Annotated in this window: 19 protein-coding genes, 1 tRNA gene and 1 pseudogene; 8 read left to right on the top strand and 13 right to left on the bottom strand. The window is 41.2% G+C overall.

Translation table 11 applies throughout. The features are described 5' to 3' along the window. A pseudogene (locus tag GARC_RS26850) lies at positions 1–152 on the bottom strand (transposase); the annotation flags it as partial. 108 nt (positions 153–260) lie between these two features. After that, on the bottom strand, positions 261–425 hold the full coding sequence (locus GARC_RS26970; protein WP_007624820.1) for a hypothetical protein: 165 nt from the start codon (positions 423–425) through the stop codon (positions 261–263). Here GARC_RS26970 and GARC_RS27795 point away from each other — a divergent pair. From GARC_RS27795 to GARC_RS26965, 3 genes are all read left to right on the top strand, one after another. Then, positions 379–483 (top strand): PEP-CTERM sorting domain-containing protein, encoded by a 105-nt coding sequence (locus GARC_RS27795; protein ID WP_161603943.1) that lies wholly within the window; start codon positions 379–381, stop codon positions 481–483. The two genes, GARC_RS26970 and GARC_RS27795, sit on opposite strands and share 47 nt — an antisense overlap. A 768-nt stretch (positions 484–1,251) precedes the next feature. Then, positions 1,252–3,345 (top strand): FG-GAP repeat domain-containing protein, encoded by a 2,094-nt coding sequence (locus GARC_RS22420; protein ID WP_153811006.1) that lies wholly within the window; start codon positions 1,252–1,254, stop codon positions 3,343–3,345. A gap of 827 nt (positions 3,346–4,172) precedes the next feature. Continuing rightward, the gene (locus GARC_RS26965) at positions 4,173–4,376 is read left to right on the top strand and encodes a hypothetical protein (protein WP_039990326.1); all 204 of its coding nucleotides are present in this window, start codon (positions 4,173–4,175) and stop codon (positions 4,374–4,376) included. Positions 4,377–4,729: 353 nt separating this feature from the next. Here GARC_RS26965 and GARC_RS22410 read toward each other — a convergent pair. From GARC_RS22410 to GARC_RS22375, 8 genes are all read right to left on the bottom strand, one after another. Beyond that, positions 4,730–4,814: transfer RNA gene (locus tag GARC_RS22410), tRNA-Leu, on the bottom strand. A gap of 150 nt (positions 4,815–4,964) precedes the next feature. After that, positions 4,965–6,368: an NAD(P)(+) transhydrogenase (Re/Si-specific) subunit beta gene (locus tag GARC_RS22405; protein WP_007624806.1), complete on the bottom strand. Its 1,404-nt coding sequence runs from the start codon at positions 6,366–6,368 to the stop codon at positions 4,965–4,967. A gap of 8 nt (positions 6,369–6,376) precedes the next feature. Next, positions 6,377–6,658: an NAD(P) transhydrogenase subunit alpha gene (locus GARC_RS22400; RefSeq protein WP_007624804.1), complete on the bottom strand. Its 282-nt coding sequence runs from the start codon at positions 6,656–6,658 to the stop codon at positions 6,377–6,379. Then, on the bottom strand, positions 6,658–7,830 hold the full coding sequence (locus GARC_RS22395) for an NAD(P) transhydrogenase subunit alpha (RefSeq protein WP_007624803.1): 1,173 nt from the start codon (positions 7,828–7,830) through the stop codon (positions 6,658–6,660). The genes GARC_RS22400 and GARC_RS22395 overlap by 1 nt, the downstream gene beginning before the upstream one ends. A gap of 173 nt (positions 7,831–8,003) precedes the next feature. Beyond that, positions 8,004–8,927 (bottom strand): sugar kinase, encoded by a 924-nt coding sequence (locus tag GARC_RS22390; protein WP_007624801.1) that lies wholly within the window; start codon positions 8,925–8,927, stop codon positions 8,004–8,006. Positions 8,928–8,987: 60 nt separating this feature from the next. Continuing rightward, complete coding sequence (locus GARC_RS22385) at positions 8,988–10,289, bottom strand: MFS transporter (protein WP_007624800.1); 1,302 nt, start codon at positions 10,287–10,289, stop codon at positions 8,988–8,990. Positions 10,290–10,491: 202 nt separating this feature from the next. Next, positions 10,492–12,741, bottom strand: a complete 2,250-nt coding sequence (locus GARC_RS22380) for a polysaccharide lyase 6 family protein (RefSeq protein ID WP_007624798.1) — start codon at positions 12,739–12,741, stop codon at positions 10,492–10,494. 92 nt (positions 12,742–12,833) lie between these two features. Beyond that, entirely contained in the window at positions 12,834–15,914 is a 3,081-nt protein-coding gene (locus tag GARC_RS22375; RefSeq protein ID WP_039990323.1) for a TonB-dependent receptor, read from the bottom strand. Between the two features lie 258 nt (positions 15,915–16,172). Between GARC_RS22375 and GARC_RS22370 the strand changes: the two genes are divergently transcribed. Further along, the gene (locus GARC_RS22370; protein WP_007624795.1) at positions 16,173–16,904 is read left to right on the top strand and encodes a FadR/GntR family transcriptional regulator; all 732 of its coding nucleotides are present in this window, start codon (positions 16,173–16,175) and stop codon (positions 16,902–16,904) included. A gap of 282 nt (positions 16,905–17,186) precedes the next feature. Here the strand turns inward: GARC_RS22370 and GARC_RS22365 are convergent, their stop codons facing one another. Beyond that, positions 17,187–17,933: an SDR family NAD(P)-dependent oxidoreductase gene (locus tag GARC_RS22365; RefSeq protein ID WP_007624794.1), complete on the bottom strand. Its 747-nt coding sequence runs from the start codon at positions 17,931–17,933 to the stop codon at positions 17,187–17,189. Positions 17,934–18,287: 354 nt separating this feature from the next. Here GARC_RS22365 and GARC_RS22360 point away from each other — a divergent pair, with 354 nt between their 5' ends. Further along, positions 18,288–18,830: an RDD family protein gene (locus GARC_RS22360; RefSeq protein WP_264370929.1), complete on the top strand. Its 543-nt coding sequence runs from the start codon at positions 18,288–18,290 to the stop codon at positions 18,828–18,830. 6 nt (positions 18,831–18,836) lie between these two features. On the opposite strand, the gene lptG is transcribed toward GARC_RS22360, so the two are convergent. Next, the gene (lptG, locus tag GARC_RS22355) at positions 18,837–19,904 is read right to left on the bottom strand and encodes an LPS export ABC transporter permease LptG (protein WP_007624792.1); all 1,068 of its coding nucleotides are present in this window, start codon (positions 19,902–19,904) and stop codon (positions 18,837–18,839) included. Further along, positions 19,897–21,006, bottom strand: coding sequence for an LPS export ABC transporter permease LptF (lptF, locus tag GARC_RS22350; RefSeq protein WP_039990321.1), 1,110 nt, complete (start codon positions 21,004–21,006; stop codon positions 19,897–19,899). The genes lptG and lptF overlap by 8 nt, the downstream gene beginning before the upstream one ends. A gap of 247 nt (positions 21,007–21,253) precedes the next feature. Here lptF and pepA point away from each other — a divergent pair, with 247 nt between their 5' ends. Genes pepA through GARC_RS22335 form a run of 3 tightly spaced genes read left to right on the top strand, consistent with a single transcriptional unit; the run spans position 21,254 to position 26,096 of the window. Further along, positions 21,254–22,759 (top strand): leucyl aminopeptidase, encoded by a 1,506-nt coding sequence (gene pepA, locus GARC_RS22345; protein ID WP_007624788.1) that lies wholly within the window; start codon positions 21,254–21,256, stop codon positions 22,757–22,759. Positions 22,760–22,783: 24 nt separating this feature from the next. Next, positions 22,784–23,251 (top strand): DNA polymerase III subunit chi, encoded by a 468-nt coding sequence (locus GARC_RS22340; RefSeq protein ID WP_007624786.1) that lies wholly within the window; start codon positions 22,784–22,786, stop codon positions 23,249–23,251. Then, positions 23,244–26,096, top strand: a complete 2,853-nt coding sequence (locus GARC_RS22335; protein ID WP_007624784.1) for a valine--tRNA ligase — start codon at positions 23,244–23,246, stop codon at positions 26,094–26,096. Before GARC_RS22340 ends, GARC_RS22335 begins: the two co-directional genes overlap by 8 nt. Positions 26,097–26,139: the final 43 nt, after the last annotated feature.

The following is a 26,139-nucleotide window of genomic DNA, read 5'->3' as shown; positions in this document are numbered from 1 at the left end:
AGTCGTTGTTCAACCCACCCCCGACGATGTTCATAACTCTGGCCTGAATAACTATCCACACCGCACAAAAAAGAGCGCCGTACACAACGGGAAACACAATGGTAATAAGGAGTATCCGATAAACAAATTTGACTGCTACGTGGCTGGGGCATGACATCAATCCTTTGATTTATTTCCTATTCAAAGCCTAGCTTGTCTTCATGTTTAGTCAAATTGTTATGGGTGGCTTGGTAAATCCTTGCGTATGCACATATTGATGGTTACGGCACCATAGGCATCAGCCCTTCCCCTAGCAGTAACTTAGACAACGTTAATATTTCCAATGGATATAATGCCGTTTCTACCGGACAACCGGATTTTAGCCGACTCAGAAATGGTGTGGCACTGGTAAGGCAATCTGTACCTGAGCCATCAACATTAGTCATATTTGCATTGGGTTTGCTCGGGCTGGGGATAGGTCGCAGTCGAGCTTTTAGGGTTTGATATCTATTCCTTAATTTGAAAAAATGAGGCGGGGAAGAAATGCGGTCAATTCCTGAAATATCCCCCGCAAATATTACTTGACCAATGCAACCGTCTGCTTCACGCCCAAAGCGGACTAAATAACTTATCAGGTCGAACGGACAAATGAGCGAATCTCGGGCTCTGGACTTTTCAACCAGACAAGTTCGTGTGGTTTACAAGTTCTGAACCTTAAAAGGTCCCCCTAAATACACTGCTTCTTTAAACTCGTAGAATGGCGTAAAGATATCTCAATAGAATGACTCTATTTCTAGTCAAACCAAACATCACAGGGTAAGATCTCGTAAACATGTACTTCGTAAATTAAAGTTACTTGTTGTAAGCCAAAAGTAAAACTATGCCTGAAGCTGAAGTACTAGCCGTTAATTTATTTTATAAACAAGGATGTCGAGATGAATCGCATTGTATTCCTGTCTTTTCTATACCCTTTTATTATCTCAGGTTGCGGAGGAGGAGGGGGGGGGCTCAACCACTAAGAATCCAGATACACCTTCAACTCCATCACAACCTTCCACCCAATTGTATTCAGGTTTGCAGTCTAAAGCCGACATTACAGAAGCTAATGCAAAATCGATTGTGGATGTATTGATTGGAGATGTATTTTCAGCTGGATTAGCGACGGCCTCTTCCGACGGTCAATCCACCGTCGAGGGGGACCAGCTCATAGGCGGTTGCGGTGGAACAGCAAAATTCACAGACAATCGTAACGCCGCCAACCTGAGGGGAACCTTGCTGCTTGAATTTTCCAACTATAACGACTGCTCCGGTACAGTGTTAGATGGGGGGGTGACATTTGATATAAAAGACTGGGACTTTTATCGTGATGATTTGGGAAGTGGCAGTATTGAGTTTTCTAAAGTTACTCTCCGAGATCAAGAAGCAAACCTTAGTCTTCACGGTGATTTAAACTACCATCTTGAACCTGGAACAGCGACAGAATCATTTAACATGCATTCACTGGAGATCAACGACAACGTGAATGGGAAGCAGTACTGGTTTGAAAACTATCAGCAAGTAACAAAGTATGACGATAGTAGGTCGCTGACCAATGAGATTGGGCTCAATATACAAGGCCGATTATATTTGTCTGATCAAGGTTTTATAGATGTTGAAACCAATACCGATTTAGTCTGCGTAGCATCCGACCGTAGCTATTGCCTGGCGGATGTAATTGGAACTGGTAAAGTTATTATTAACGGCAATCAGAATTCGAAAGCCATACTCTCTTTTGTTGAGCATAAGTATGAGGATTATGGTCAAATTCTCAAAATACTTATTGATGAAAATGGAAACGGTGCCGCGAAACCTCTAGAACTAGTTCATTTAGGTGGTACGTCAAGCGATACACCTCCTTTTGCTTTTGCTGGTGATGACATTGCCGTTAATTTCAATGGTAGTAATAAAGTTTCCTTATCTGGCTTACTCAGCTTTGATGCCGATGGAGACTCTTTTTCATATTCATGGCATGTAGAACCTGCGTCTTCTTATCTCTGTCAGTTATCAGTTAACTTCAGTTCCCATGCATCGAATATTCAACTTATCAATGAAGAGACGGCCACTCCTTCAGTCATAGTAAGTGAATATGGCGAATATTGTATTGGACTTACGGTAACGGATGATACTGGCAACAAATCCACAGACTCAATTGCCGTGAGGTTCAATAAAATAGAGCTATTTGATACTTACCGGCAGGAAATGGTGGTAGATGGTCGCTTCACAAGACTTAATTCTATGACGACTGTCGATATAGATGCTGACGGCAAGCACGAATTGTTTTTACATCACAATACCGGCACTCGTGGGTATGTATTCAACCGCAATGAACAAGGGAGTTATGATCATTTAGTCACTAATAAACTGGAATCTAGTCTTAGTAGAGGTCGTCACAATTTTGCAGACATTACGGGGGATGGAAATCCGGAGTGGCTTTTTATTGAAGGGCGTGGGTTAACATCTGCTCTGGTTTATTCGCCCATTTCCCCCAGCGGCGAATTGGGACCACAAGTTGAGCTCACAGAAGTGCCAAATGTTAGTCTGAAATGGCCACAGGTTGTAGATCTTAACGGCGATGAAATCCCTGATATTTTTATGAATTTGGAACACGTATACAAAGAGCTTCATTTTGGATTGCAATCTGAACAAGGCGAATTTGACTTTGTCGTTTTCGATAGAGATTCTTCCGTCGACATCCCTAATACACAATCACTCACTGCTTTTGCTGTTGGTGACATTGACTCTGATGGGCAAACTGAGTTGGCTGTCTTAATTAGACGGTCTTTTGGGGATTTGTATTTACAAATAGTCAGTTTTGATGGGAAAGATTTTATTACAACCCAGGAAGTGCAGGTTGATGATGATTGTAATCTGAGTGCTGAACGAGCTTGTTTTCCGTACAATTTTACTATTCAGGATCTGAATGGAGACGGTGTGAGTGAGATTGTTTTTGCTCTAGGTCAAAGGTACAAAGGCTATGAATTATTTGTGTACAGCATTGATGGTGACACCTTGAGTGGTACTTCAACCTTTCTTGATACATTGCCTGTAGAAGTAAGGCACTCTTATAATTCTGTGGAGCTTGAAGACCGGCCTGCACGATTTGCAGATTTCAATGCTGATGGTTTGTTGGACATCCTAGTTAATGTGAATTTTGATTATTCACTGCTATTGTTTCAACAGGAAGGAAAAACTTTTGGACCTTCAGTGCGTATCCCATTTATCTCTCAAGATGCATTAATTGAAGATATTAATGAAGACGGTAAGCCTGACGTAGTGATGACAACTGGACGTGAGTTGCTTATCCATCTGAATAAATTTACCAAGTAGTCGTTGGCTTTTATTATTGCTCTGTGAGTGCTATGCAAAGAATTTGCAGAGTGTTTTCTTATATTTATATCCAATTGATTTGTAAAAATTAAAATAGGCATAATATTTTCAATAAAACTGGGGACAGGGTTAACTGAAGTATTATATCAATAGTTTAATAGAGTCTATTTGTTTAGGTCCGCCAAAAGCAGACCTAGATGCACCACTGCTTCACGCCCAAAGCGGACTAAATAATTTATCAAGTCGAATGGCAAAAATGAGCTGTGAGTTCAACTGGTCAACGCAACACTATACTTACTTAAAGTGGAGGCGTTATCCGAAACCGCCCACTGGATGCCCCTGTGTCAGGATTGTTGTCGAGGCAAAGTAGCGACATGGAAGCCTTTACAGTGATGATCAATTTCTCAGGTAAGTTTCTGGTACCTGAACTTTCAGCAAACTGGCCAAGAACCGAGTTTGAAGCTTGGCACTGAGAGTATTGCTTCAAACACTTACGGCCAAGCACTATTTACCGTGAGACGCACTTAGGCAGCGCTCCACTCAATCCATTGATTGGTTAATTGCTAACTGAAGTTCCGCAACTTGATCAGCAAATTTACCGGCCTTCAAGCTATCCAAGCGCTCAATTGTGTTATTCCAATAGTGAATTACCAAGCCACCCATGTTAATAAATTGCGAAGCAGTGAATTACCAAGCCACCCATGTTAATAAATTGCGAAGCAACCAAAATCTCTTAGTCGGCAAAGCCGATGCACTTGATCTACCCTCGACTCAAAGCTCGCCAATAATTGATTCCATTTTGTGGGTCAATCGCCATGGACAGGCGATTGAGCGGTGCGCCGTCTGGAACGGCTCAGCGCGACCTGCAAAATGGAATCAATTATTGGATGAAGAGCTTTGCCCTCGAGCGGCGTTTTTCTGGTTACTCTTTTTTTGCTGCAGAAAAAAGAGTAACTGGCTCGAAAGGATTCGAGTCAAAAACTGGCATGGACGCCAGTAAGCGCAGCGCATGCACTTTTGGTAATAACTAACCCAAAAGGTGAATTCCACCTTCAAACACCCGCCGAATTTCAGACACAAAAAAACCGACATAAGTCGGTTTAATGTTATCTGCAAAGTGGTACCAGTGGGTTCAGTCAGTCTCTTTAGGAGCACGGCTCCGCCTGACTGAACATCTCGACAAGGAAGTCGAGATTGGGTGATGATCATCATGGGGAAAGCTAGATTCTTTAGATGCACTGCATCGCCTAGTTTTTCATCTCAGCATGGACGCTGAGATTGGGTGCGGATCATCATGGATGTGTATATGACTACTCAAAAGACATCCTTCCAAACCCCAGACACAAAAAAACCGACAAATGTCGGTTTATTGTTATCTGCAAAGTGGTACCAGTGGGCGGACTCGAACCGCCACTCCCGAAGAAACCAGATTTTGAATCTAGCGTGTCTACCAATTCCACCACACTGGCTTTGCAAACACTTAATGTTTGGTTGAACCAAACGTCAAGAGGCGAGCATTATAGCGAGCAGCGCCTGCCTTGCAAGTTTTTTGTGACATTATCATGACTCATTGCTGACTTTTTAATCAGCAAAGGCATTAGCGAGCTTTAATATGTCATTTAGTCCGAAAACTGTCGGATCATATGACCTAAGGTTTCTTTGGCATCACCAAATATCATTCGGCAATTAGGTTTGAAAAACAGCGGGTTGTCGATACCGGCAAAACCCGATGCCATACCACGTTTAAGCACAAACACGTTTTTCGCCAAATCCGCATTAATCACAGGCATACCGTAAATGGGGCTGCCTTTCATTTCTCGGGCGGCTGGGTTAACCACGTCGTTGGCGCCAATCACCATGGCCACGTCAAAGTTTTGAATACGTTTGTTGATTTCGTCCATTTCAAATAACTGTTCATAAGACACATCGGCTTCAGCTAATAGTACGTTCATGTGCCCAGGCATCCGCCCTGCTACTGGGTGAATGGCGTAGGCCACTTCAGCGCCGTTTTCTTCTAACAATTGTTGTAGCTCTTTCATGGCGTGTTGCGCTTGGGCAACTGCCATACCGTAACCGGGAATAACAACTACCGATTGCGCGGCTTCGAGCACATAATATGCGTCCTCAGCAGATAAAGGCTTAACTTCTCCTTCTATCACCATGTCGGTTTTAGTGACTGGCATAAAGCCGCTGAATAACACATTAGTTAACGAGCGGTTCATGGCTTTACACATGATGTTGGTAAGGATAATACCGCTAGCACCAACCAGCGAACCGGCCACAATCAAAATGTTATTATGTAGAGCAAAACCTGCGGCACAGGCGGCGAGCCCAGAATAAGAATTCAGCAGTGATATCACCACAGGCATGTCTGCGCCGCCTATGGGTAATACCAACATAATGCCAAATAACAACGCTAAACCCATGGCAGTATACAACACCATATTAAAATCGATATTCACCCCAGCTAACATAGTAGGCTGAGCAACAAAAAGGTATGCAGCAAAAATAATGACCAATACCAACAGGCTATTGAACACTGCTTGGCCTGCGAAGGTGACAGAGCGACCCGTAATGCGTTCACTGAGTTTTGCCCATGCGATTAGGCTACCGGAAAAGGTTACGCCGCCAATTAACAAGGCCAGAAAGGTAACTATCATAGTGAAAACGCTAAATTCACTGTTAGCTTCAACTGTCGCCCAAGCAACAAATAAACTGGCAAGGCCGCCGATGCCGTTTAGCAAAGACACCATTTCAGGCATGGCTGTCATGGCTATCAATCTGGCGGCTAACACTCCCAGTATGCTGCCCGCTAACATAGCAATGGCTATCATCTGAAAACTAACAATATTGTTATCAAACATAGTGACAACTATGGCAATAAGCATGGCAATGGCAGAGAGCAAGTTACCTTTACGAGCTGAAGAAGGATGTCCAAGCAGCTTTAGGCCAAAAATGAACAAGGCAGCAGCGAGCACGTAGCTGAAGTTGATAATGAGATCGGTTGTGGTTGTTTCTATCATAATATTCTCTACTGCTTTTTCTTAAACATGGCGAGCATTCGGTCAGTAACCAAATAACCTCCCACAACGTTTATGGTCGCTAAAAAGACTGCGAATGCCCCTAGATAAGAGGAATATCCTCCCATGCTGTCGCTGCCCGCCAAGGCCAGTGCACCTACAACTGTGATACCAGAAATAGCATTAGCGCCAGACATCAAAGGGGTATGTAACGTAGCAGGGACTTTTTGGATAAGTTCAAAGCCGACAAAGATCGACAGTAGTAAAATAAATAGTAAATATACGGCGTCCATTAGGCTTCCTCTTTATCGGTTGTGGATGAATTATTGGCGGCATAGATAGATTTAAGCATGGCATTCACGACTTGCCCTTGATGAGTAATGATGCAACCAGACTGCACTTCGTCTTCAATATCTAATTTGAAAACATTGTCTTCTTTGTTCCAAAATTCGCTGATTAAATTAAACAGATTGTTGGCATACATTTGCGTAGCATGTTTGGCCACACCATTAGCCCAACTCCCGGTGCCAATGATAGTCACTCCTTGGTGCTGAATAATTTCACCCGCTATAGTGCCTTCAACGTTACCGCCATTTTCGGCAGCCATATCCACTATCACACTACCTGGCTGCATCAATTCAACGGTTTGTTGGTCAATCAACAGTGGCGGTTTGCGCCCAAACAACTGAGCCGTAGTGATCACTATGTCTGAATCGGCAATACATTTGGCCTGTTCACGTTGCTGGATTAACATTTGTTCAGGTGTAAGAGCCTGAGCGTAACCCTGCCCCGTTTCACCGGTTTCACCTAAATCGATATGTAAAAATTTAGCACCTAGTGATTGCACTTGCTCGGCTACCACTGTTCGGGTATCGAATGCAGTTACACTGGCTCCTAAACGTTTAGCTGTAGCAATAGCCTGTAAACCTGCCACTCCAGCACCAATCACAAATACTTTAGCGGGCTTAAGGGTGCCTGCCGGTGTCATCATCATGGGTAACACACTGTCTAGCTGATTTGCTGCTTGCATCACCATTACATAACCCGCCAAACTGGCCTGGGAACTTAAGGCATCCATTTTTTGACAACGGCTAATGCGCGGGATCATTTCCATGCTAATGCTAGTGATGTTTTTGTCGCACAAACTGGTTACAAAACCCTTCTCATTAAATGGATCTAAGTAACTAACAATAAGTGTGTCGGGTTTTACGTGGCTTAGGTCATCTACACTTAACTTGTGCAAGCTAGGTACAATATCGGCCTTGGCTAAGAGCTCACTGCGAGTTGTCACAATTTCTGCCCCAGCCGCTACATATTCTTTATCAGTCACATGGATATGTTCGCCGATACCGGCTTGTACAAGCACAGTAGCACCCAATAATTTGTATGCTTTAACGTTGACTGGTAACACAGCACAACGCTTTTCCAGTGGTTTAAGTTCAGCAGGAAACGCGAGAATCGTCATAAAAACCTCAAAATTTAAAGTACTAGAATAAATATGGCTTATTTAAGAGTGGAATGTAAATTCACAGTATTTATGTTCAATATGATATTGCGGGGATTTTTAGAGAATAAATGCAAAAAGCCATACTGCACTAATTACAGTATGGCTTTATCAAAAAAAGACTACTTTTTATTTTATGATAGATGGATATTATCGAAGGCATCAACCGGAGCAATAGCTCCTGGATGCTGGATCACAATGCCCGCTGCAGTTGCAGCGAGATTAACCGAGGATGTAATATCTTGCCCAGACAACCTAGCACCTAAATAAACGCCATTGAAGGAATCACCTGCAGAGGTGGTGTCCACTACATTAGTGACTGGTGTTATAGCAACATGTGTTAGTTGACCATCTAACTGACAATAGACACTCTCTGGGCCGTTTTTAAGCACCAATTCGGCAATACCAAAAGGCTGACAAAACGCTAGGATGTCCTCAAGGGATTCGATGTCGTAAAGCTGCTTAAAGTCATCAACACCCGGCATCATGATATCGCTAGCAGCATAAGCCTTGGCAAACTCTGCTTTGGCTTCATCGGCGCTGTTCCAAAGACGACGGCGATAATTGGGATCAAAGCCAATTTTCACACCCGCTTTTTTTAGTTGCTCAAGCATCGCCCAAAAAGCATCTCTGTCTTGAGGCTCTAATATCGCAATGGATATACCAGAGAAGAAGAATAAATCGGCTTTACAAAGTTCATCTATAGCGGCTTGGTCGACATATTGCATCACCTGTTTGGCAGCAGAACTATCACGCCAATACAAAAATGAACGTTCGCCCTGCTCATCAGTTTGCACTAAATAAATACCAGGGTTTCTGTCGCTCTTGGCAAAGATATGCTGGTTGTTAAGATTTTCTGAACTGCATCTAGAGACCATTTGTTGACTAATGGTGTCTTGCCCAACAGCTGTCATAAAAGCGATATCTTGCTGAGCAAATGTTCGCTTCATATAGACGGCAGTATTGAAGGTATCACCAGCAAAAGACTGATTCATTAACCCATCTTTTGCTTGACGAAGTTCCAACATACATTCGCCCATTAATACTATTTTTTGCATGATAAACCTTGGATCTTGTTCGCAAGTAATGACTTGCGAACCCTAATTAAAATTATCTTTTTACTTGTTACTTTTTAGTGGCTCTATTTTAGGGCAAAGGAATAAAATACTTACCATTACGATAGAAGCCAACACCGCACCAAGAATGAATACATTTTGGTAATTTGCGCCCGCAGTCAAAAATGGCACCATTGCAGTTAACCCTGCAGCAGAAAATTTAGCAGCCATACCAGCGAAACCAGATAATGAACCTACACTGTCTTTACCTAACATATCACTTGGTAATGTTTGAATACTACCAATCGAGGTTTGGAAACCAAATAATATTGCAGCCATAATAAGAACCGCAGTGTTTGCACTACCAGGATTAGATAACAGTAACAATGCAGGTAGCATTATTAAACAACCTAACACGATAACGGCTTTACGCGTTTTGTTAACGCTCCAACCCGCTTTAATTCGGTTTTGAGATAATAGACCACCAAACCAAGCGCCGAACATAGCACCTACATAGGGAACCCAACCAATGATTGCTAAGCCTTTAACGTCCATACTGTAAACTTCTACAAGGTAGGTTGGTATCCAAACAATAAATAGCCACCAAATGGGGTCAATTGCAGCAGTAGCAATAATTACGCCCCAGCTTTCTTTACGGCGTAACATCTCACCGTAGCTTGGTACATACTCTTCTAGTTTTATTTCGCCTGCTTCAGTAGTAACAGCTTTTTGGCCTGATAAGATATATTCGCGCTCTTCCTCTGTTATCCAAGGATGCTTAATTGGTGGGGCTTTAACTAGCACTAACCATGGGATCAACCATAAAAGACCCACTACGCCTATTAAGACAAAAATAATTTTCCAACTAAAGAATAGCGCTAAATATGCAATGAGTGGCACTGAAATAATACCACCAATCGCTGCGCCCGAATTAAAGATGCCTTGTGCTAAAGCACGCTCTTTACTTGGAAACCATTCGGCGTTAGCTTTTGCAGCACCAGGCCAGTTACCTGCTTCTGATAAACCTAGAATTGCTCGAAAAATACTAAAGGTTAAAACGCCTTGAGCAAATGCATGTAATGCTGTTGCTAAAGACCATACGCCAATAGATAAAACAAAACCTAGTCGAGTACCAATCCAGTCAAAAATTTTGCCGAATACTGCCTGACCTATCGCATATGAGAATAAAAATACAACGCTTACCGTTCCTAAAACTTGTTTTAATTCATCGGCACTTTTGTCAGGATAAATATCACTCCCCATATAAGGCCATAGAACACTCAGTGCTTGTCTGTCTATATAGTTAATAACGGTGGCTAGTGCGATTAATGCGATCACCCACCAACGTAAATTTTTCATTTTCATAAACTTCTACTCGTATTACTCGGCTAAAAAAATCGTCACTGTGAGGATTAAAAGTATCGACTAAAACGCCTGCTTATTTACATACCCTAGCATGTTCAATATTGGGTGCTACAAATTAACAATCGCTTGCTTTTACACTTAAAACTCACTCCCTATTTAAGAGTTCATATTTGTCTGAATTAGTCAGTCAAATTTTGTTTTATTATTTAACTATATTATTTTCTAGTGTGGCGGTATGCGGACCTTTGACTATTAGTTCAACTACTTTAGGAGCACTAGTGTTAGTCATCTCATTATTGATTACCGCTGTTACTGGCTCACCCACTGTATGTTCAATGTCTATCGGTGCTGAATCAAACAATTGGTTTTCACTGATTTGTGCAACTTGCACACCATGCAGATATACCGAAGCAGCATTTTTATTGCGCTTTCCATTACCTACATTTTTAAGCAGATTACCACTCATAATAAAATGTGGTCCAAAGGTGCTTTCATCTGTACCACCTCTGTATACCTTAGCCACAGCACCCTCAACGTTTTCTAGCAAATTATCGTTGAAGTAGATGTACTCTGCATTGTAAATACCTAAATCATCTGTTTCTTTATTCAGGCGCATAATGTCACCGCTAATATTACTCATTGTGGTTTTGGTGATTTTTATATAATCAGCAAAACTTCTATGCCCGGCGTCAAAAAGGTGAAATGAATGATTAACGTCTAAATCTTCGATAATGCTTCCTGTAATTTCTAAACGAAAATTACGCTGCATTGGCACTCTAGATGTACGTATTAGGGTGTTACCTGCTGAGTCTGGTGCGCGTTTACCGCTAATAATTAAATTAACTAACTTCAGGCTGCCAAAATTATTGATATCTACAAAAGTAGAACGAGCAGGATATAAGGTAACGTGTTTTCTATTTTTAGCCTTAATGGTGATGGTTTTATCTAATTTGATAACTTTTCCAATGTTGTAGTTACCATTTTCTAAAATCAGAACGTCACCAGAGCTTGCATTATTGATTGCGTTAAAAAGTGCATTTTCAGTAGGTTTAACTTGAGTAACTTTACCAGAATCAAAGGCTACATCAGGTTCAGTCTTAGGGTAATAACTCGCACCGACTTGATCTTTTTGTATTGGAGTTAGGGTCTTACCTGCACCTACATTTTGCATATTTTCTTCAGGGTACAACAAACCATTTTTAGCTCGCTGCATTTTAAGTGGAGTCACCTTGAACCCCTCACTTATCGAAGGATTAATCCCTTCAGATAACAAGTTACCGCTAAATGTCACACCACTGATATCATCAAAAATACTAATGCCATCGGTGTTTTTATTGCTAAAAATAAGGTTGTTTTGAAATTTACTATTGATAGGCGTTGCACTGCGCTCTGCGTCGCTTCCTGCCGCAAAATGAACGTGATCGACATTAACTAAAGTATTGTTTTCTATCAGGGCATTATCGACTTGATGATAACGATTTATTGTAGAGTTGGGGACACCGTTCATAATAGTAAAACCACTACCAAAACGGTAGCCAGTTAAACCTTCCATATAGTTGTTACGAATGATTTGGTCGCTGTTAATGACGCGAATACCGCCGGTATGATCAACACCGTTACCAAAAAACACGTTTCCTTCCACTAAGTTACCATTGCCATGACGTAGGGTTAGAGTACCGCGAGATTCGAAAAACACGTTATTCAGTATTTGGTTTTTACCCGACTTGTTAGAAATGATTTCTACTTCACCATTACAACGGTCAAAGTAGTTATTTTCGATAGTAGTGAAAGAATCAGTGAGTGAATAATGACTGGTACCAATTCGCAAAGTTTCACCGCCATTTGAGCCTAAGATAGGTCGTGGGCCAAAATAGTTGTGGTCAATACGATGGTGGTTTTGCTGACTTTCTGCAGTGTTTAAGCGCACAGCCATTGTGACACCGGCGTTCTTTTTGCCGACTAAATTACTGTGATCAAAACGGTTATGCTTACCATACATAACTACCCATTTATCTTGCTCAAACTTTTCAGGGTTGCTGTAGTTATCAATCACCACTTCAGTTACACGACTATGGTTAGCTAAATCGTCTTCATTGCTACGGAATGAAATCACTTCACCAGTAGGCGTATAACCGTCTTTAAACACTAAGCCAGATACAACTAAATACTCACCAGCTAAACGTAAGTTTGATAAACCGGACAAGATAACCTGGCCTGGCGTTTCAGCTCTCAAGGTGACGGGCTGTTTTTCGGTCCCCTTGGCTTTGAATAGAATTTCAAAGTCTATCCAAATTCCGTTGGCCAGCACCACGTCATCTCCAGCTTTTAGTTTACTTGAGACCTCCTTGTACTCATTCTGAGTCTTTACTAAATATTCACTGGCAAATGTATTTTGGCTAAATAAAACAATAGCCACATAGGTAAAAACGATTAAAGAAAAACTGCGTTGCATAATATTACTCATGTTACTAATAAATTGAAATTTTGAGAGTGTAAATCGAACTAGAAACAAGCTCTCATGCATTAACTAAAGAGAGCCCATTGCTAAAGTTTGTATTGGATCCCGACATAAATACGAGGTCCGTAAACATTAATCTCACCAAAGTTATTAGGAGATGGAATAAATTGTCTTTTAGGTTCATCAAACAAGTTAATGGCCTCAACAGACACTTTTAGATTTTTATTAACTTTATAGCTAACACGGGCTTCATAAACACCAGTGGAGCCAACGTATCTTAAATTACCAGGAGTAGATAAGTACTGTTGAAAGTACTCACTTCTGTATTTGTATATTAGCTGGGCATTAAAGCCGCCATCTTGATAATAAAACTGTCCTGACATAACAGTGTCTGAGAAACCGAATATTTCAGCTGGGTCTACTATGCCAACTCGTTGTATTACCGTGCCATCTGCTGCAACAATATTAGACGAACCAAAATTAGTGTCTTCTACTTCAAAGTCAGAATCTGCCCAGTTATAACTCAACTTAACGCCAAAGTTACTCCAAATACTCGGTAAGTATGAGAAAGCATGTGTTGCTGTCATTTCCACACCATAAATGGCACTAGTATCGTTGTTAGTTTGTTGAACAGTTACTAGCGTATCTAGCTCTTGCCCATCAACTGTGAATGTTTCTGTTGTAGATACGTTTTCAAAACCACCTTCAAAACTTTTATAATAAGTTCCGAAAGCTAAAATGGTATCTTCATTCGGATACCATTCAATGGCTACATCAGCGTTCCAAGATGTGAAAGGTTTAATATTTGGGTTACCGTTAGCAGTAGCTGTGCCTATGGCTACGTCAATTGACTCAACTTCCTCGCTTTCATCTGCAAGACCATTAAACGAACGGCCAAAGCCCATATCAGAAGGGGAAGGTCGAGAAAGAGCTCTATATACGGCCCCCCTTAACAACACATCATCACTTACGTCTACAACCACATTTAAGCTAGGTAACAATTCTGAATAACTACTACCGCCAGCAACCTCAATTAGCTCAGCACCACTGACCAAATCGATACTAGTGATGACTTCTAAACCCTCTTGGTTTATCGCGGTGGTTGTTTCCAATGGCCCTCTTAGGCCAAGAGAAGTCACATCGGTTGTGACATAACGTATACCAAAGTTCCCACGAACCCCATAGTCTCCAATAAGCGTGTCGTAATCGGCTTGAAGGTATACAGCTGTTGTTTTTTCTTCCACATCAACTTTGGCTACAGTATCCTCGGGATCCGGAAACACTGGCGCTGAACCGATAGACATGGTGGCGATACATAGTGGGTCGAACGTGGCGTAAGTATTACCTGTACCTTGTGCAATAACATTGCCATCATCATCAAGGTTAGTGAAAAGAGGCTGTCCACCTGTTACAGAAGACAAAAAACCACTTTCTGGAAAACTGTCATTTTTACAATTTGTGATCCCCGCTTTCAAAGCATCAGCGTCATTGAAATCGGTATATTCTTCACGAGTACGAGGATAACCAACATATTCCAACTTTGAGTATCGCACGCCACCTTTTATCTGACTGATTACTTCGCTATCAGTTAAGTATTCAAAATCAGTTCTAAATGCAGTGATAGTATTATTGCGAAATTGATTGGTATCAACCCTTGTACGTACTTCACTTGCATTCGCAAAAGCTTCTGCATTATTTACATCAAAATTACGTAAAGTCATAAGTGGGATCAGAGACCCATCTTGCCCTACGACAATAGCCGCCTCAGCATAACCATTAGCATCTGTACCCGAAACCGAATTACCATTGATATCAGTGTTACTAGTACGCAAACGAGTTTCATAGATATTTTCGCGACGTTCAGTTTTGGAAACTGAAAAATCTGATGAAATTGACAATACATCACTCACATCATAGATAAATGAGATGCCACCACCTTTATACTCTTCCATTCTTTCTTGAAACGCGCTTATGGTTTCTGGTCTTTGTAAGTAAGTAGCAGAAACTAGGGAGCCCTCATCTGTAATCACTAGATCTACTGGTAATTGCCCATCCCGTGAAACATTGGCTGAATCGGGTCTTCTGGAATTAGGAAACAAAAAGTCATTTCTGGTTTCTTGAAACACTCGGTCTGAATATTGCGCATCGATATTAACTTCGAATGTTTCAGATGGACGCCATTGTACTGCCGCGAAAATCGACTCTCGGTCGTCTTCTGTAATATTTTGACGGTAAGAATAGGAGCTAGGTACAAATATATACGGAACACCCTGATCTGGTGCAACACCAGTAGCAGGATCAACTTCCAAATTTAAATTATTGGTACCACTACTGCCACAATCACCTGAATTATAAAGACCGCTACCTGTGTCGCTTGGATCAATTTTACAACTAGCCCAGCCACTGGTAGTACGGGCTTCTTGTTCTGGGTTGGATTTAAGATCTTTTTGCACACCAATAGAGAAACCAATATCTCCAATGTTATCCGTTTCGTATTGATCAACAAAACTTGCTGTGATCCTAGAACCGAAGTCTTGCGCACTATTATTTATATCACTTTCACCAGGATTCCAATTGCCTTTAACTTGGGCTTGAAAACGAGTTTTACCATAATCCAATGGTTTAACAGTTTCTAACGAAATCTGACCAGAAACACCGCCTTCAATTAAGCTAGCTTCTTGAGTTTTATATATGGCAATTTTATTGAAAAGTTCTGAAGGAAATTGCGAGAAGTTAACAGAACGGTCTCCACTACCATTAGCCGCTTCACGACCATTAAACACTGTACTGCCTAAAAATGGACCTAAACCGCGAATAGAAATTTCAGTTGCTCCGCCTTGCTCACGATGAGACGAGGCACCGGTTAAGGTTTCTAGAGCTTCACCAATAGATAGTGCTGGTAAGTCACCTATATCATCAGCTGATAAACCGTCAACAATGCTGGTAGATAATCTTTTAATACTGATTGAATCTTGTATCGTCTGACGAATACCTTTTACTTCGATCACCTCGGTTGCATCGTCAACTGCAGGTGCGGTATCGCTTTCTTGCGCCATTATAGGGATCGCCATCATGCAAGCTAACGTAGAGGTGTATACTGTTTTGCTAAGTACCCGGCTAAACTTGCCGTTTTCCATCGCGCTACTTACCTTATTTAGTTTGATCATGTGTGTTCTCGCATTGCGTTTTTATGTACAGACAGCACAATGTAACCAATAGTTAAATACAATGTCAAACAAATATTAACCAATTTAACATTTGATTTATTACCAATATATGTTTTATTGGTAATAACCAAATTCGTTAATTGAATGTTACCAATTTGGTATTAAGCAAACATTATGGTATAACGTTAAAATAAAACTGAAGTGATATACCAGTTCGATATATTATAAGTTTATGTACAGATAAGAGAGGAATTGAGGATGAAGAATAGGCGTTTGTTTTGGACTATTGTCGAAAGGATTGAATCACTTATTGATTCTGGACAATACCCTGCAGGTAGTAGACTTCCGCCAGAAAGAGAGCTTGCTGAGAATTTTGAAGTAAGCCGTCCGACTATTCGAGAAGCAATTATTGCCCTAGAAGTACTTGAACAAGTAGAAGTAAAAACTGGTTCAGGTGTTTATGTATTAGAAAATCCCAAAAATAAAAATATTCATCAAAATATTAGTGCGTTTGAACTTACTCAGGCAAGGGCATTGATAGAAGGTGAAGCAGCTGCGCTTGCCGCTACCACCATTTCAGAAGAAGAACTTATCCGATTAAATCAAACACTCACTGAGATGGAGAAAGGTGCCAACCCAGAAGCTGCTGATAAAGAATTTCATTTGATTATATCAACAGCTACGCGTAACAGCGCAATTTTGATGGCGGTAAATAGCTTGTGGACGATGCGTGAAACCAGTCCAACAGTCAAATTGGCATATAAAGGCGTATGTAGCCAAAGTGATGTTAAAAGGTTAGACGAACACAGAGCAATCTACAATGCATTGCAAAATCGAAACTCACAAGCAGCAAGAGCAGCGATGCACTTGCATTTTAATCGACTTATTAATGCGTTATTTGAGGCCAGTGAAGCAAAAGCCTTAGAAGAAGTGAGAAGACAAACTAGTCAAACTCGTGATTTATATTCCCTCAGCCATTTAGTTTCTTAAAAATATTTTCTATAAGGCACCTAAAAGGTGCCTTATAGAAATACAACTTTACTCCATGTATAACAAATCCAATTTCAATCATTCTGTTGCAACCAAAATATTATTTCTGACATCTTTTGTTTAGAATTTTCTACACTCCGAAAATATGACTTGAGGGTTGTACCTGCATATAGGCAATTGGTATTGGTAATATACAGGCCATAAAAAAGGCCATGTATCAACATGGCCTTGCAGGGTACAGTAGCTAATATTCTACTTTTATTATTAGTTAGTTGTTATCTCTTATGAGAAAAGCATTCCGCCATTAATATCAATATTGTTACCTGTCATATATGAAGACTCATCTGAAGCCAAGAACCCCACTAGTTTCGCTACTTCTTCTGATGTTCCTTCACGTTTTGCACAGGTCATGCCGGCTACTTTCTCACGTACTTCACCTGGTGTGAACGTATCGTGAAATCCAGTACTGATCATGCCTGGGCACACGCCGTTTACTCGAATATCAGGGCCGAGCTCTTTGGCCAAGCCTCGTGTAAATGTCATAACTGCACCTTTAGAGCTTGCATAAGCAACCGCGCCGCCGCCGCCGCCATCACGACCGGCTTGAGATGCTAATGTAACAATTGAACTACCCGCACCTAAATGGGGGATACAGGCTTTAGACATCATAAACAAAGATGTCATATTCAAGTTCATAACATTGTTCCAATGCTCGATACTCATATCTGCAATTTTAATCCGGGCTATTAAACCACCAGAAACATGAACAAGGCAGTCAATTTTACCGAAGGTATCTAGCGTTGCTTTTACAGTTACATCAACACTTGTTTGATCAGTCAAATCTGCCTGAAGAGCTAGTGCTTTACCGCCAAAAGCTTCAATTTCTGCTACTGCGCTTTGGGCTGTTGTTTTACTTGAATGGTAGGTAATTACTACGTTGGCACCACGTTGTGCTAACTCTATTGCACAAGCTCGGCCTATATCTCTGCCGCCGCCAGCAACAATTGCCACTTTGCCTTTCATTGTCATAAAGTACTCCACTAAATCTAACTAATTAATTATCATTTAACCCACAACTGGCCCCAAATAAACAAAGCACAATGTCTTATCAAGATGACGAACCAATCAGGCTTACTGCATGAAAATAACCAATCACACTCAAATTGTCAACCAATCAATACATATTGGTATTACCAAATGTGATTTAAAATTAACCTTTTGTAAATTTCATGTTGTAAGTAACACTATTTAACGATACCCCTAGATTATCCTCAGTAAGTATTGGCATACATTTATTAACATTTATGATGAAAATGGATAATCAAAATTTTGTTAGCAGTAATATTTATTCAAGGTTTATGTTTTGTCGACTTTACTGATAACATCAGTTTTATTTTTCAAGGCTTATCTGTGACAACTACAACCCAACAACACTCTCGAGCAAGTTTCTTTCGCAGACTTGCTGCTATGGTTTATGACCTGTTGGTAGCTGTCGCCGTAGGTATGTGTGCTGCTATGATAATGTTAGTAACTATGATGATATTAGTAGAAAACAATATCTTGAGTAATCAAGGTTATGAAGGTTTTAGTGAGCTAATGCAGCATTCCTTTGCCTACAAACTAATCCTCCAAGTTTGGGTAGGTTTATGGATTGTAGGCTTTTTCTTGTGGTTTTGGCGTAATGGCGGTCAAACTATAGGTATGAGAGCGTGGCGACTGCGATTATTTAGCACTAATGAAAAACCTTTTGGTTATAGTCGAGCATTGTTGCGCCTAGTGTGTTCATTCGGCGGATTAGGCACATTGTTAGTGTTATTCGATTTCAAATCAAAGCAGTCATTGCAAGATAGGATCGCTAACACCGAAATATTGGTATTAAGCAAAGAAGACAACCATCATGCGGCGTGGAAAGAGCTTCAAGATTAACCTTAACTATCCCTTTCTCTGTAGCAAATACATAGAAAAAGCAGCAAAAACTAAACTTGGTAAAGATGCCCCAAGAAACGGCGGCAGATGATAAACCAAACTTAAAGCACCAAAAACTTCGTTACTTACAAAAAAGCCAAAACCGGTTAACACTCCTAAGATCACTCGTGCGCCCATAGTGACACTGCGCAGCGGGCCAAAAATGAAAGACAATGCCATTAACAACATCACACCTACAGACAGAGGTTGCAGCACTTTTCGCCATAGTGCTAATTCGTAACGACTAGGATCTAGACTGTTATTATTACGATAATTGACGTACTCAGCTAATCCACGGATCGACAATGCTTCAGGTTTAACTGTCACAACTCCTAATTTGTCTGGCGTGAGTGTTGACTGCCAAACTCCTTTTTCAAGTTGTTGGTATCGGACCCGCTGGTCGCCTATAAAGGTATATTTGACTTGCTTTAATTGCCAACCATTATCGCTATAATTGGCTTCCAAAGCACTAGTGATTTTTCTTAGCTCTAAGCTTTCATCAAATTCGTATACGTTTACTCTGCGTAAAGTTTTGGTATCGACCACTTCCCCGATACTAACGAAGTTATCACCGTCTTTAGCCCAAGTTATTCTGTCAGAAGCAAATAAGCTTCCGCCAGAAATCGCCTGAGTACGGATTTCTTTCGCTTTTGTTTCAGTAACTGGAGCGACCCATTCACCTATAAACATCACAAATAGCACCATTAGTAGTGCTGATTTCATGGCAGAAGTAATAATATTCCAACGACTTTGACCCGCTGCTTGCATCACAACCAATTCACTGTTGCTTGCCAAAATCCCCATACCTATCAGCCCTCCGATCAAGGTGGCCATAGGAAAAAACTGTTCTAATTCTCTAGGTAAGCTAAGCAACACATACACTGCAGCTACAGTCATATCATAGCTGCCACGTCCTACTTGTTTCATTTGTTCGATAAATTTAATTAAGGCGCTCAAACCTACTAGAACACTCAGACTCAATGCGGTTGTTGCCAACAAGGTCTTAGCAATATATACATCCAGTATTTTAAACACTGGCATCCCCTTTTAATCTAGCCCGTAATTTCACACCAATAGGTCTGCCTTTAAGTAATAATGCTATGCCGATTGAAAACAACACCCCATGCACCCACCATAAGCCTAATTGTTGAGGTATGTTGCCATCTTCTAACGCTTTTCGGCCCGCCATTAACAGCATAAAATACCCAAGATATAACATTAATGCGGGAAACATTTTACCGAAACGACCTTGCCTGGGATCGGCCGCACTAAGGGGCACCGCAATCAGCACCAAAAACGGTAATGATAAAGGAATAGCAATACGCCAATGTAATTCTGCTATGGCAAAGATAGACGGATCAGCAATCAAGTCAGTGGTTGAATATGCACTTAATTTTCTGCGTTTCTTTTCAGCTTGTTGTTCGGCAATTTGAATTTGATACTCTTCAAACTCAACAATTCGGTAATCTTGTCGGCCCACTTCACCTTCATATTGCTTGCCTTGATTCAGTATCAATTTTTGTGCGCCATTTGATTGCTCTTGGATCCCACCACTATTGGCATACACTATTCGTACGTTTTCAGAGTCAGAGTCGCTATCTCTTTGCGCTAGAAAGACCTTTCTTAAAGGGTTTTGGCTATTATCGATGTCATGTACAAATATTACTGCCTGCTGATTAGCAGTTTGTTGAAAACGTCCGGGGATCAAGCTTGTTAGGCCACTTTGAGCACCGATTTTTTCTTCTAGTTGATAGGTACTTTCCACAGACAAAGGTGTTAACCACATAGTTAAGCCCGCTGTTAACACCGACATAATCAAGGCCAAAATTAGCATTACACGGGTGACATACCATTCGCTGATCCCACACGCCCGCATAACAGTCATCTCACTGTCTACGTACAGTCGACCATGAGCCAACATAATCCCCAAAAAAAGACTAAGGGGTAACACAAGCGACGCTAAAACAGGCATATGTAAAGCCAAAAAACCTAATACTAAACCAGCAGGAATTTCACCTTCTGATGCTTCAGCCAACACTTTGACAAATTTCTGAGTGATAAAAATAGCCATCAATAGCATAAAAATTGCTACTTGAGACTTCAACGTTTCTTTCATTAAATAGCGGAAAATCAGCACAACACATCCAAGGGAAAAGTAGTATTTTAGTGGCACTATGGGAAATTTTAAGTAAACTTAACGTTTTCACAAGTTTAATTTATAAAGTGTGCGTATTTAAAGCACTCAGCCACGATCTTATTTACAGATTATGTCCGGCTGAAGTTAATCTTACAATAATATAGCTGTATTACCCAATATCACCTTTCAATTTTTAATTAAAAGGATAAAAGGTTACAGTTTTATTCATCATGAGACGAGGTTCGAAGTGGAATTTAGCGTAAAAAGTGGCAGTCCAGAAAAGCAGCGCAGCGCCTGTATTGTAGTGGGTGTATTTGAACCTAGGCGTTTAACATCTGTTGCCGAACAACTCGATATTATTAGTGAAGGTTATATTAGTAACCTACTAAGAAGAGGTGACTTGGAAGGTCAGGCCGGTCAAATGTTACTACTTCACCATGTGCCCAACATCTTAAGTGAGCGAGTATTGCTGGTAGGATGTGGCAAAGAGCGCGAACTAGACGAACGTCAATACAAACAAATTATATCGAAAACCATTAAAACCCTAAACGAAACGGGCTCCATGGAAGCAGTCAGCTTCTTAACTGAATTACATGTTAAGGGCCGCGATACTTATTGGAAGGTGCGCCAAGCAGTCGAAGCAACCCAAGATTCCCTTTACACCTTTTTACAGCTTAAAACCAAAAAGGGTGAATTACGCAGACCATTACGGAAAATTGTTTTTAATGTTCCGACTCGCCGCGAGTTGCCTATTGGCGAACGGGCACTTGAACATGGGTTGGCCGTCGCTGAGGGTGTTAAAACGGCTAAAGATGTGGCCAATATGCCACCTAATATTTGTAATCCTAAATACCTGCTTGAGCAAGCAGAAGGATTAGCCGCAACATACGACAATTTGCATGTTAGCTCTGTGAATGAGAAACAAATGGATGACCTAGGTATGCACTCATACTTGGCAGTGGGTCGAGGCTCAGTAAATGAATCAATCATGACCATCATGGAGCATAAAGGTGGACCATCAGGTCAAGCACCGATTGTTTTAGTTGGAAAGGGATTAACCTTTGACTCTGGTGGTATTTCTATCAAACCTGGTGAAGCCATGGATGAAATGAAATACGACATGGGTGGTGCAGCTGGAGTATTAGGCGCAATGCATACAATCTGTGCGCTCAACCTACCTATTAACATAGTAGGTATTCTCGCAGGTTGTGAAAACATGCCAGATGCTAACGCCTACCGCCCTGGTGATATTTTGACCACTATGTCAGGCCAAACAGTTGAAGTGCTCAATACTGATGCCGAAGGCCGTTTAGTATTATGTGATGCATTAACTTATGTGGAACGTTTTGATCCTGAGTTGGTAGTCGATGTGGCAACACTAACAGGTGCTTGTGTGGTGGCCTTAGGTAAACATGCCAGCGGTGTATTTAGTAACCACAATCCTCTTGCTCATGAATTGATCAATGCATCTGAACAAAGTGGTGATAAAGCTTGGCGTTTACCTTTATGGGATGAATACCAAGACCAAATCGAAAGTCCTTTTGCCGATATGAGTAATCTAGGTGGGCGTCCTGCAGGTGCTATAACCGCAGCCTGTTTTTTATCTCGTTTTACTCGTAAGTATAATTGGGCCCATATGGATGTTGCAGGCACAGCTTGGGTTGGCGGTAAAGAAAAAGGGTCAACAGGTCGACCTGTGCCCATGTTATCTCAGTTCTTAATGAACCGAGCTGGCATTGAATCAGAAGATTAATCACGCCTAGGGACCACTTCGCATATGTCAAATGTAAGGTTTTATCTGCTTGATGAAACAAACGATACACATCAACAGCCAGCGCACTTTGCGCTGGCTTGTTTGTTGGCAACCCGTAGTTATCGGCAAAAACAAAAATGTTTAGTGTATTGCCAAGATCAACAACAGGCTGAACAATTTGATGAATTGTTATGGCAGTTACCCAATGATGCCTTTGTTCCACATAATTTAAGCGGAGAGGGTCCAGTGGGCGGAGCCCCAGTTGAAATATGCTGGCAAACACCTAGCCAATTTAATCGACCAATACTGATTAATCTGGCTGACAACATCCCCGATTTCCATCAACGATTTAGACAAGTCATTGATTTTGTGCCTGCAAAAGAACAACTCAAACCACAGGCCAGAGAAAGATATAAACAATATAGAGCGTTAGGCAATCAACTTGATACCCTACCCGCCTCAAGCATTAACGAGACACAAAATAATGGATAAGACATTTAATCCACAAAATATAGAACGCGATATATACCAAAAGTGGGAAGACAGCGGACAATTTAAGCCTTCAGGAGAAGGCGAGTCATATAGCATCATGATCCCGCCGCCTAACGTAACAGGCAGCCTGCATATGGGTCATGCGTTTCAACAAACCATTATGGACGCCTTAACCCGCTACAAACGTATGTCGGGTAATAATACCTTATGGCAAGTGGGTACTGACCACGCTGGGATCGCCACTCAAATGGTAGTGGAGCGAAAACTAGCAGCAGAAGATGGCCCAACTCGAAAAGAATTAGGCCGCGAAGCCTTTATCGACAAAATTTGGGAATGGAAAGCCGAATCGGGCAATACCATTACCAACCAAATGCGTCGTTTGGGTGCATCAGTGGATTGGGATCGTGAGCGTTTTACCATGGACAAAGGGCTTTCAAACGCAGTAAACGAAGTGTTTGTGCGCCTACATTCAGAAAATTTAATCTATCGCGGTAAACGACTGGTTAACTGGGATCCTAAACTTCTTACTGCCATATCTGATCTTGAAGTCGAAAATATAGATAAAAAAGGGCACATGTGGCAATTTCGTTATCCTTTAGCTGACGGGGTCAAAACCACTGAAGGCAAAGATTACCTTGTGGTCGCCACAACCAGACCTGAAACCATGTTAGGTGATACAGGCGTAGCGGTTAATCCAGAAGATCCAAAATATAAAGACTTAATTGGCAAGTTTATCGATTTACCTTTAGTTAATCGGCGTATTCCTATTGTCGGTGATGAACATGCAGATATGGAAAAAGGCACAGGTTGCGTAAAAATAACTCCTGCTCATGACTTTAACGATTATGAAGTGGGTAAACGTCATCAATTACCTATGATCAATATTTTGACTTTCTCTGGTGAAATTCGCCAGCAAGCTGAAATATACGATACTAAGGGTGAACCCAGTGATGCTCTGAGTTCTGCAATACCTGAAGAGTTTCAAAATTTAGACCGTTTTGTCGCCCGTAAAGCCATAGTGGCCAAATTTGATGAAATGGGTTTATTAGCAGAAGTAAAAGACCACGACTTGACTGTCCCTTATGGTGATAGAGGTGGTGTGGTAATTGAACCTATGTTAACCGATCAATGGTATGTGCGCGCCGCACCATTAGCCAAAGTTGCAGCAGATGCTGTGACCAATGGCGAGATTGAATTTGTACCTAAACAATATGAAAACATGTACTTTTCTTGGATGAATGATATCCAAGATTGGTGTATCTCTCGTCAACTATGGTGGGGTCATAGAATACCGGCTTGGTATGACGAGCAAGGTAAAGTCTATGTGGGTCGCGATGAAGCTGAAGTGAGAGCAGAAAACGACTTAGCTGCTAATGTGGTGCTTAGACAAGATGAAGATGTATTAGACACTTGGTTCTCTTCGGCGCTTTGGACATTTTCTACCTTAGGTTGGCCTGAAAATACTGAAGACTTAAAAACCTTCCATCCTAGCGATGTTTTAGTCACTGGCTTCGATATCATTTTCTTCTGGGTGGCCAGAATGATCATGATGACCATGCATTTTCTTAAAGATGAAAATGGCAAACCTCAAGTGCCTTTCAAAACCGTATATGTGACAGGTCTTATTCGAGATGATGATGGCCATAAAATGTCTAAATCTAAAGGTAATGTTATCGATCCTTTGGATATGATTGATGGTATTTCTCTGGAAGATTTACTCGAAAAACGTACTGGTAATATGATGCAGCCAAAAATGGCTGAAAAAATCAAAAAACAAACAGCTAAACAATTTCCGAATGGCATAGAGGCCCACGGTACAGATGCATTACGCTTTACCCTTGCAGCCCTTGCTTCTACTGGGCGTGATATCAATTGGGATATGAAGCGCCTAGAAGGTTATAGAAATTTTTGCAACAAGTTGTGGAATGCCAGTAACTTTGTACTGATGAATACCCAAGAGTTCGACTGTGGGTTTAAAGCAGATTCAAAAATGACTTTTTCATTGGCTGACAAGTGGATCATCGGCCAATACCAAAACACTATAAAAGCCTATCGTAATGCGATGGATACTTATCGTTTTGACATTGCGGCACATACATTATACGAATTCACTTGGGATCAGTTTTGTGGTTGGTATATAGAATTAACCAAGCCGGTGTTATTACAAGGTAACGAAGAACAACAGCGGGGCACTAGGCATACTCTAGTCACTGTTTTAGAATCTTTACTTAGATTGATGCATCCTATTATGCCGTTTATTACTGAGACAATTTGGCAAAATGTATCTCCTCTGACTAACTGTCATTCTGCCACCATCATGAATCAGGCCTACCCTGAATATGATGCCGCTAAGGTTGATGCCACAGCGATGCAAGATTTGGAATGGGTGAAAGGATTTGTATTAGCCGTTCGCACCATTCGCGGCGAAATGGACATTGCCCCAAGTAAACCTTTACCCGTGTTGTTGCGCAATGCTTCTGCTGAGGATATTAGACGACTCGAAGAAAATGCCATTTTCTTACACTCAATTGCCAAGCTAGAGACAGTAACAGCATTAAGTGAAGGTGAAAAAGCACCAGCATGTGCGACATCTTTATTGGGCTCACTTGAAGTTATGATCCCCATGGCAGGCTTGATTGATAAAGGAGCCGAATTAGCTAGGATTGCCAAAGCATTGGATAAGTTAGAAAAAGACTATGCTCGTACTCAAGGAAAACTCAATAATGAGAAGTTTGTGAGTAATGCACCTGACGCTGTGATTGAGAAAGAAAAAGCTAAGCTAGCCGACTTTACTATGCTGATGGGAAAATTACATGAACAACGTAGTAGCATTGAATCTATTTAAAGTGTAATTGTGACTATAAGGGGTGTTATCGATATTGATGACA

This window comes from Paraglaciecola arctica BSs20135, from assembly GCF_000314995.1.
GTDB lineage: Bacteria > Pseudomonadota > Gammaproteobacteria > Enterobacterales > Alteromonadaceae > Paraglaciecola > Paraglaciecola arctica.
The sequence above is the reverse complement of the archived record's forward strand: the minus strand, read 5'-3'. Positions and strand labels throughout refer to the sequence as shown.

What these genes read in the sequence shown, in the direction of transcription:
- GARC_RS22335 (WP_007624784.1), top strand. Translation starts at nt 23,244, where the DNA reads ATGGATAAGACATTTAATCCACAAAATATAGAACGCGATATATACCAA.
- GARC_RS22365 (WP_007624794.1), bottom strand. Translation starts at nt 17,933, where the DNA reads ATGACAATGAAAGGCAAAGTGGCAATTGTTGCTGGCGGCGGCAGAGAT.
- GARC_RS22375 (WP_039990323.1), bottom strand. Translation starts at nt 15,914, where the DNA reads ATGATCAAACTAAATAAGGTAAGTAGCGCGATGGAAAACGGCAAGTTT.
- GARC_RS22405 (WP_007624806.1), bottom strand. Translation starts at nt 6,368, where the DNA reads ATGATAGAAACAACCACAACCGATCTCATTATCAACTTCAGCTACGTG.
- GARC_RS26970 (WP_007624820.1), bottom strand. Translation starts at nt 425, where the DNA reads ATGACTAATGTTGATGGCTCAGGTACAGATTGCCTTACCAGTGCCACA.
- GARC_RS22390 (WP_007624801.1), bottom strand. Translation starts at nt 8,927, where the DNA reads ATGCAAAAAATAGTATTAATGGGCGAATGTATGTTGGAACTTCGTCAA.
- GARC_RS22380 (WP_007624798.1), bottom strand. Translation starts at nt 12,741, where the DNA reads ATGCAACGCAGTTTTTCTTTAATCGTTTTTACCTATGTGGCTATTGTT.
- GARC_RS22385 (WP_007624800.1), bottom strand. Translation starts at nt 10,289, where the DNA reads ATGAAAATGAAAAATTTACGTTGGTGGGTGATCGCATTAATCGCACTA.
- GARC_RS22395 (WP_007624803.1), bottom strand. Translation starts at nt 7,830, where the DNA reads ATGACGATTCTCGCGTTTCCTGCTGAACTTAAACCACTGGAAAAGCGT.
- GARC_RS22400 (WP_007624804.1), bottom strand. Translation starts at nt 6,658, where the DNA reads ATGGACGCCGTATATTTACTATTTATTTTACTACTGTCGATCTTTGTC.
- GARC_RS22370 (WP_007624795.1), top strand. Translation starts at nt 16,173, where the DNA reads ATGAAGAATAGGCGTTTGTTTTGGACTATTGTCGAAAGGATTGAATCA.
- GARC_RS22340 (WP_007624786.1), top strand. Translation starts at nt 22,784, where the DNA reads ATGTCAAATGTAAGGTTTTATCTGCTTGATGAAACAAACGATACACAT.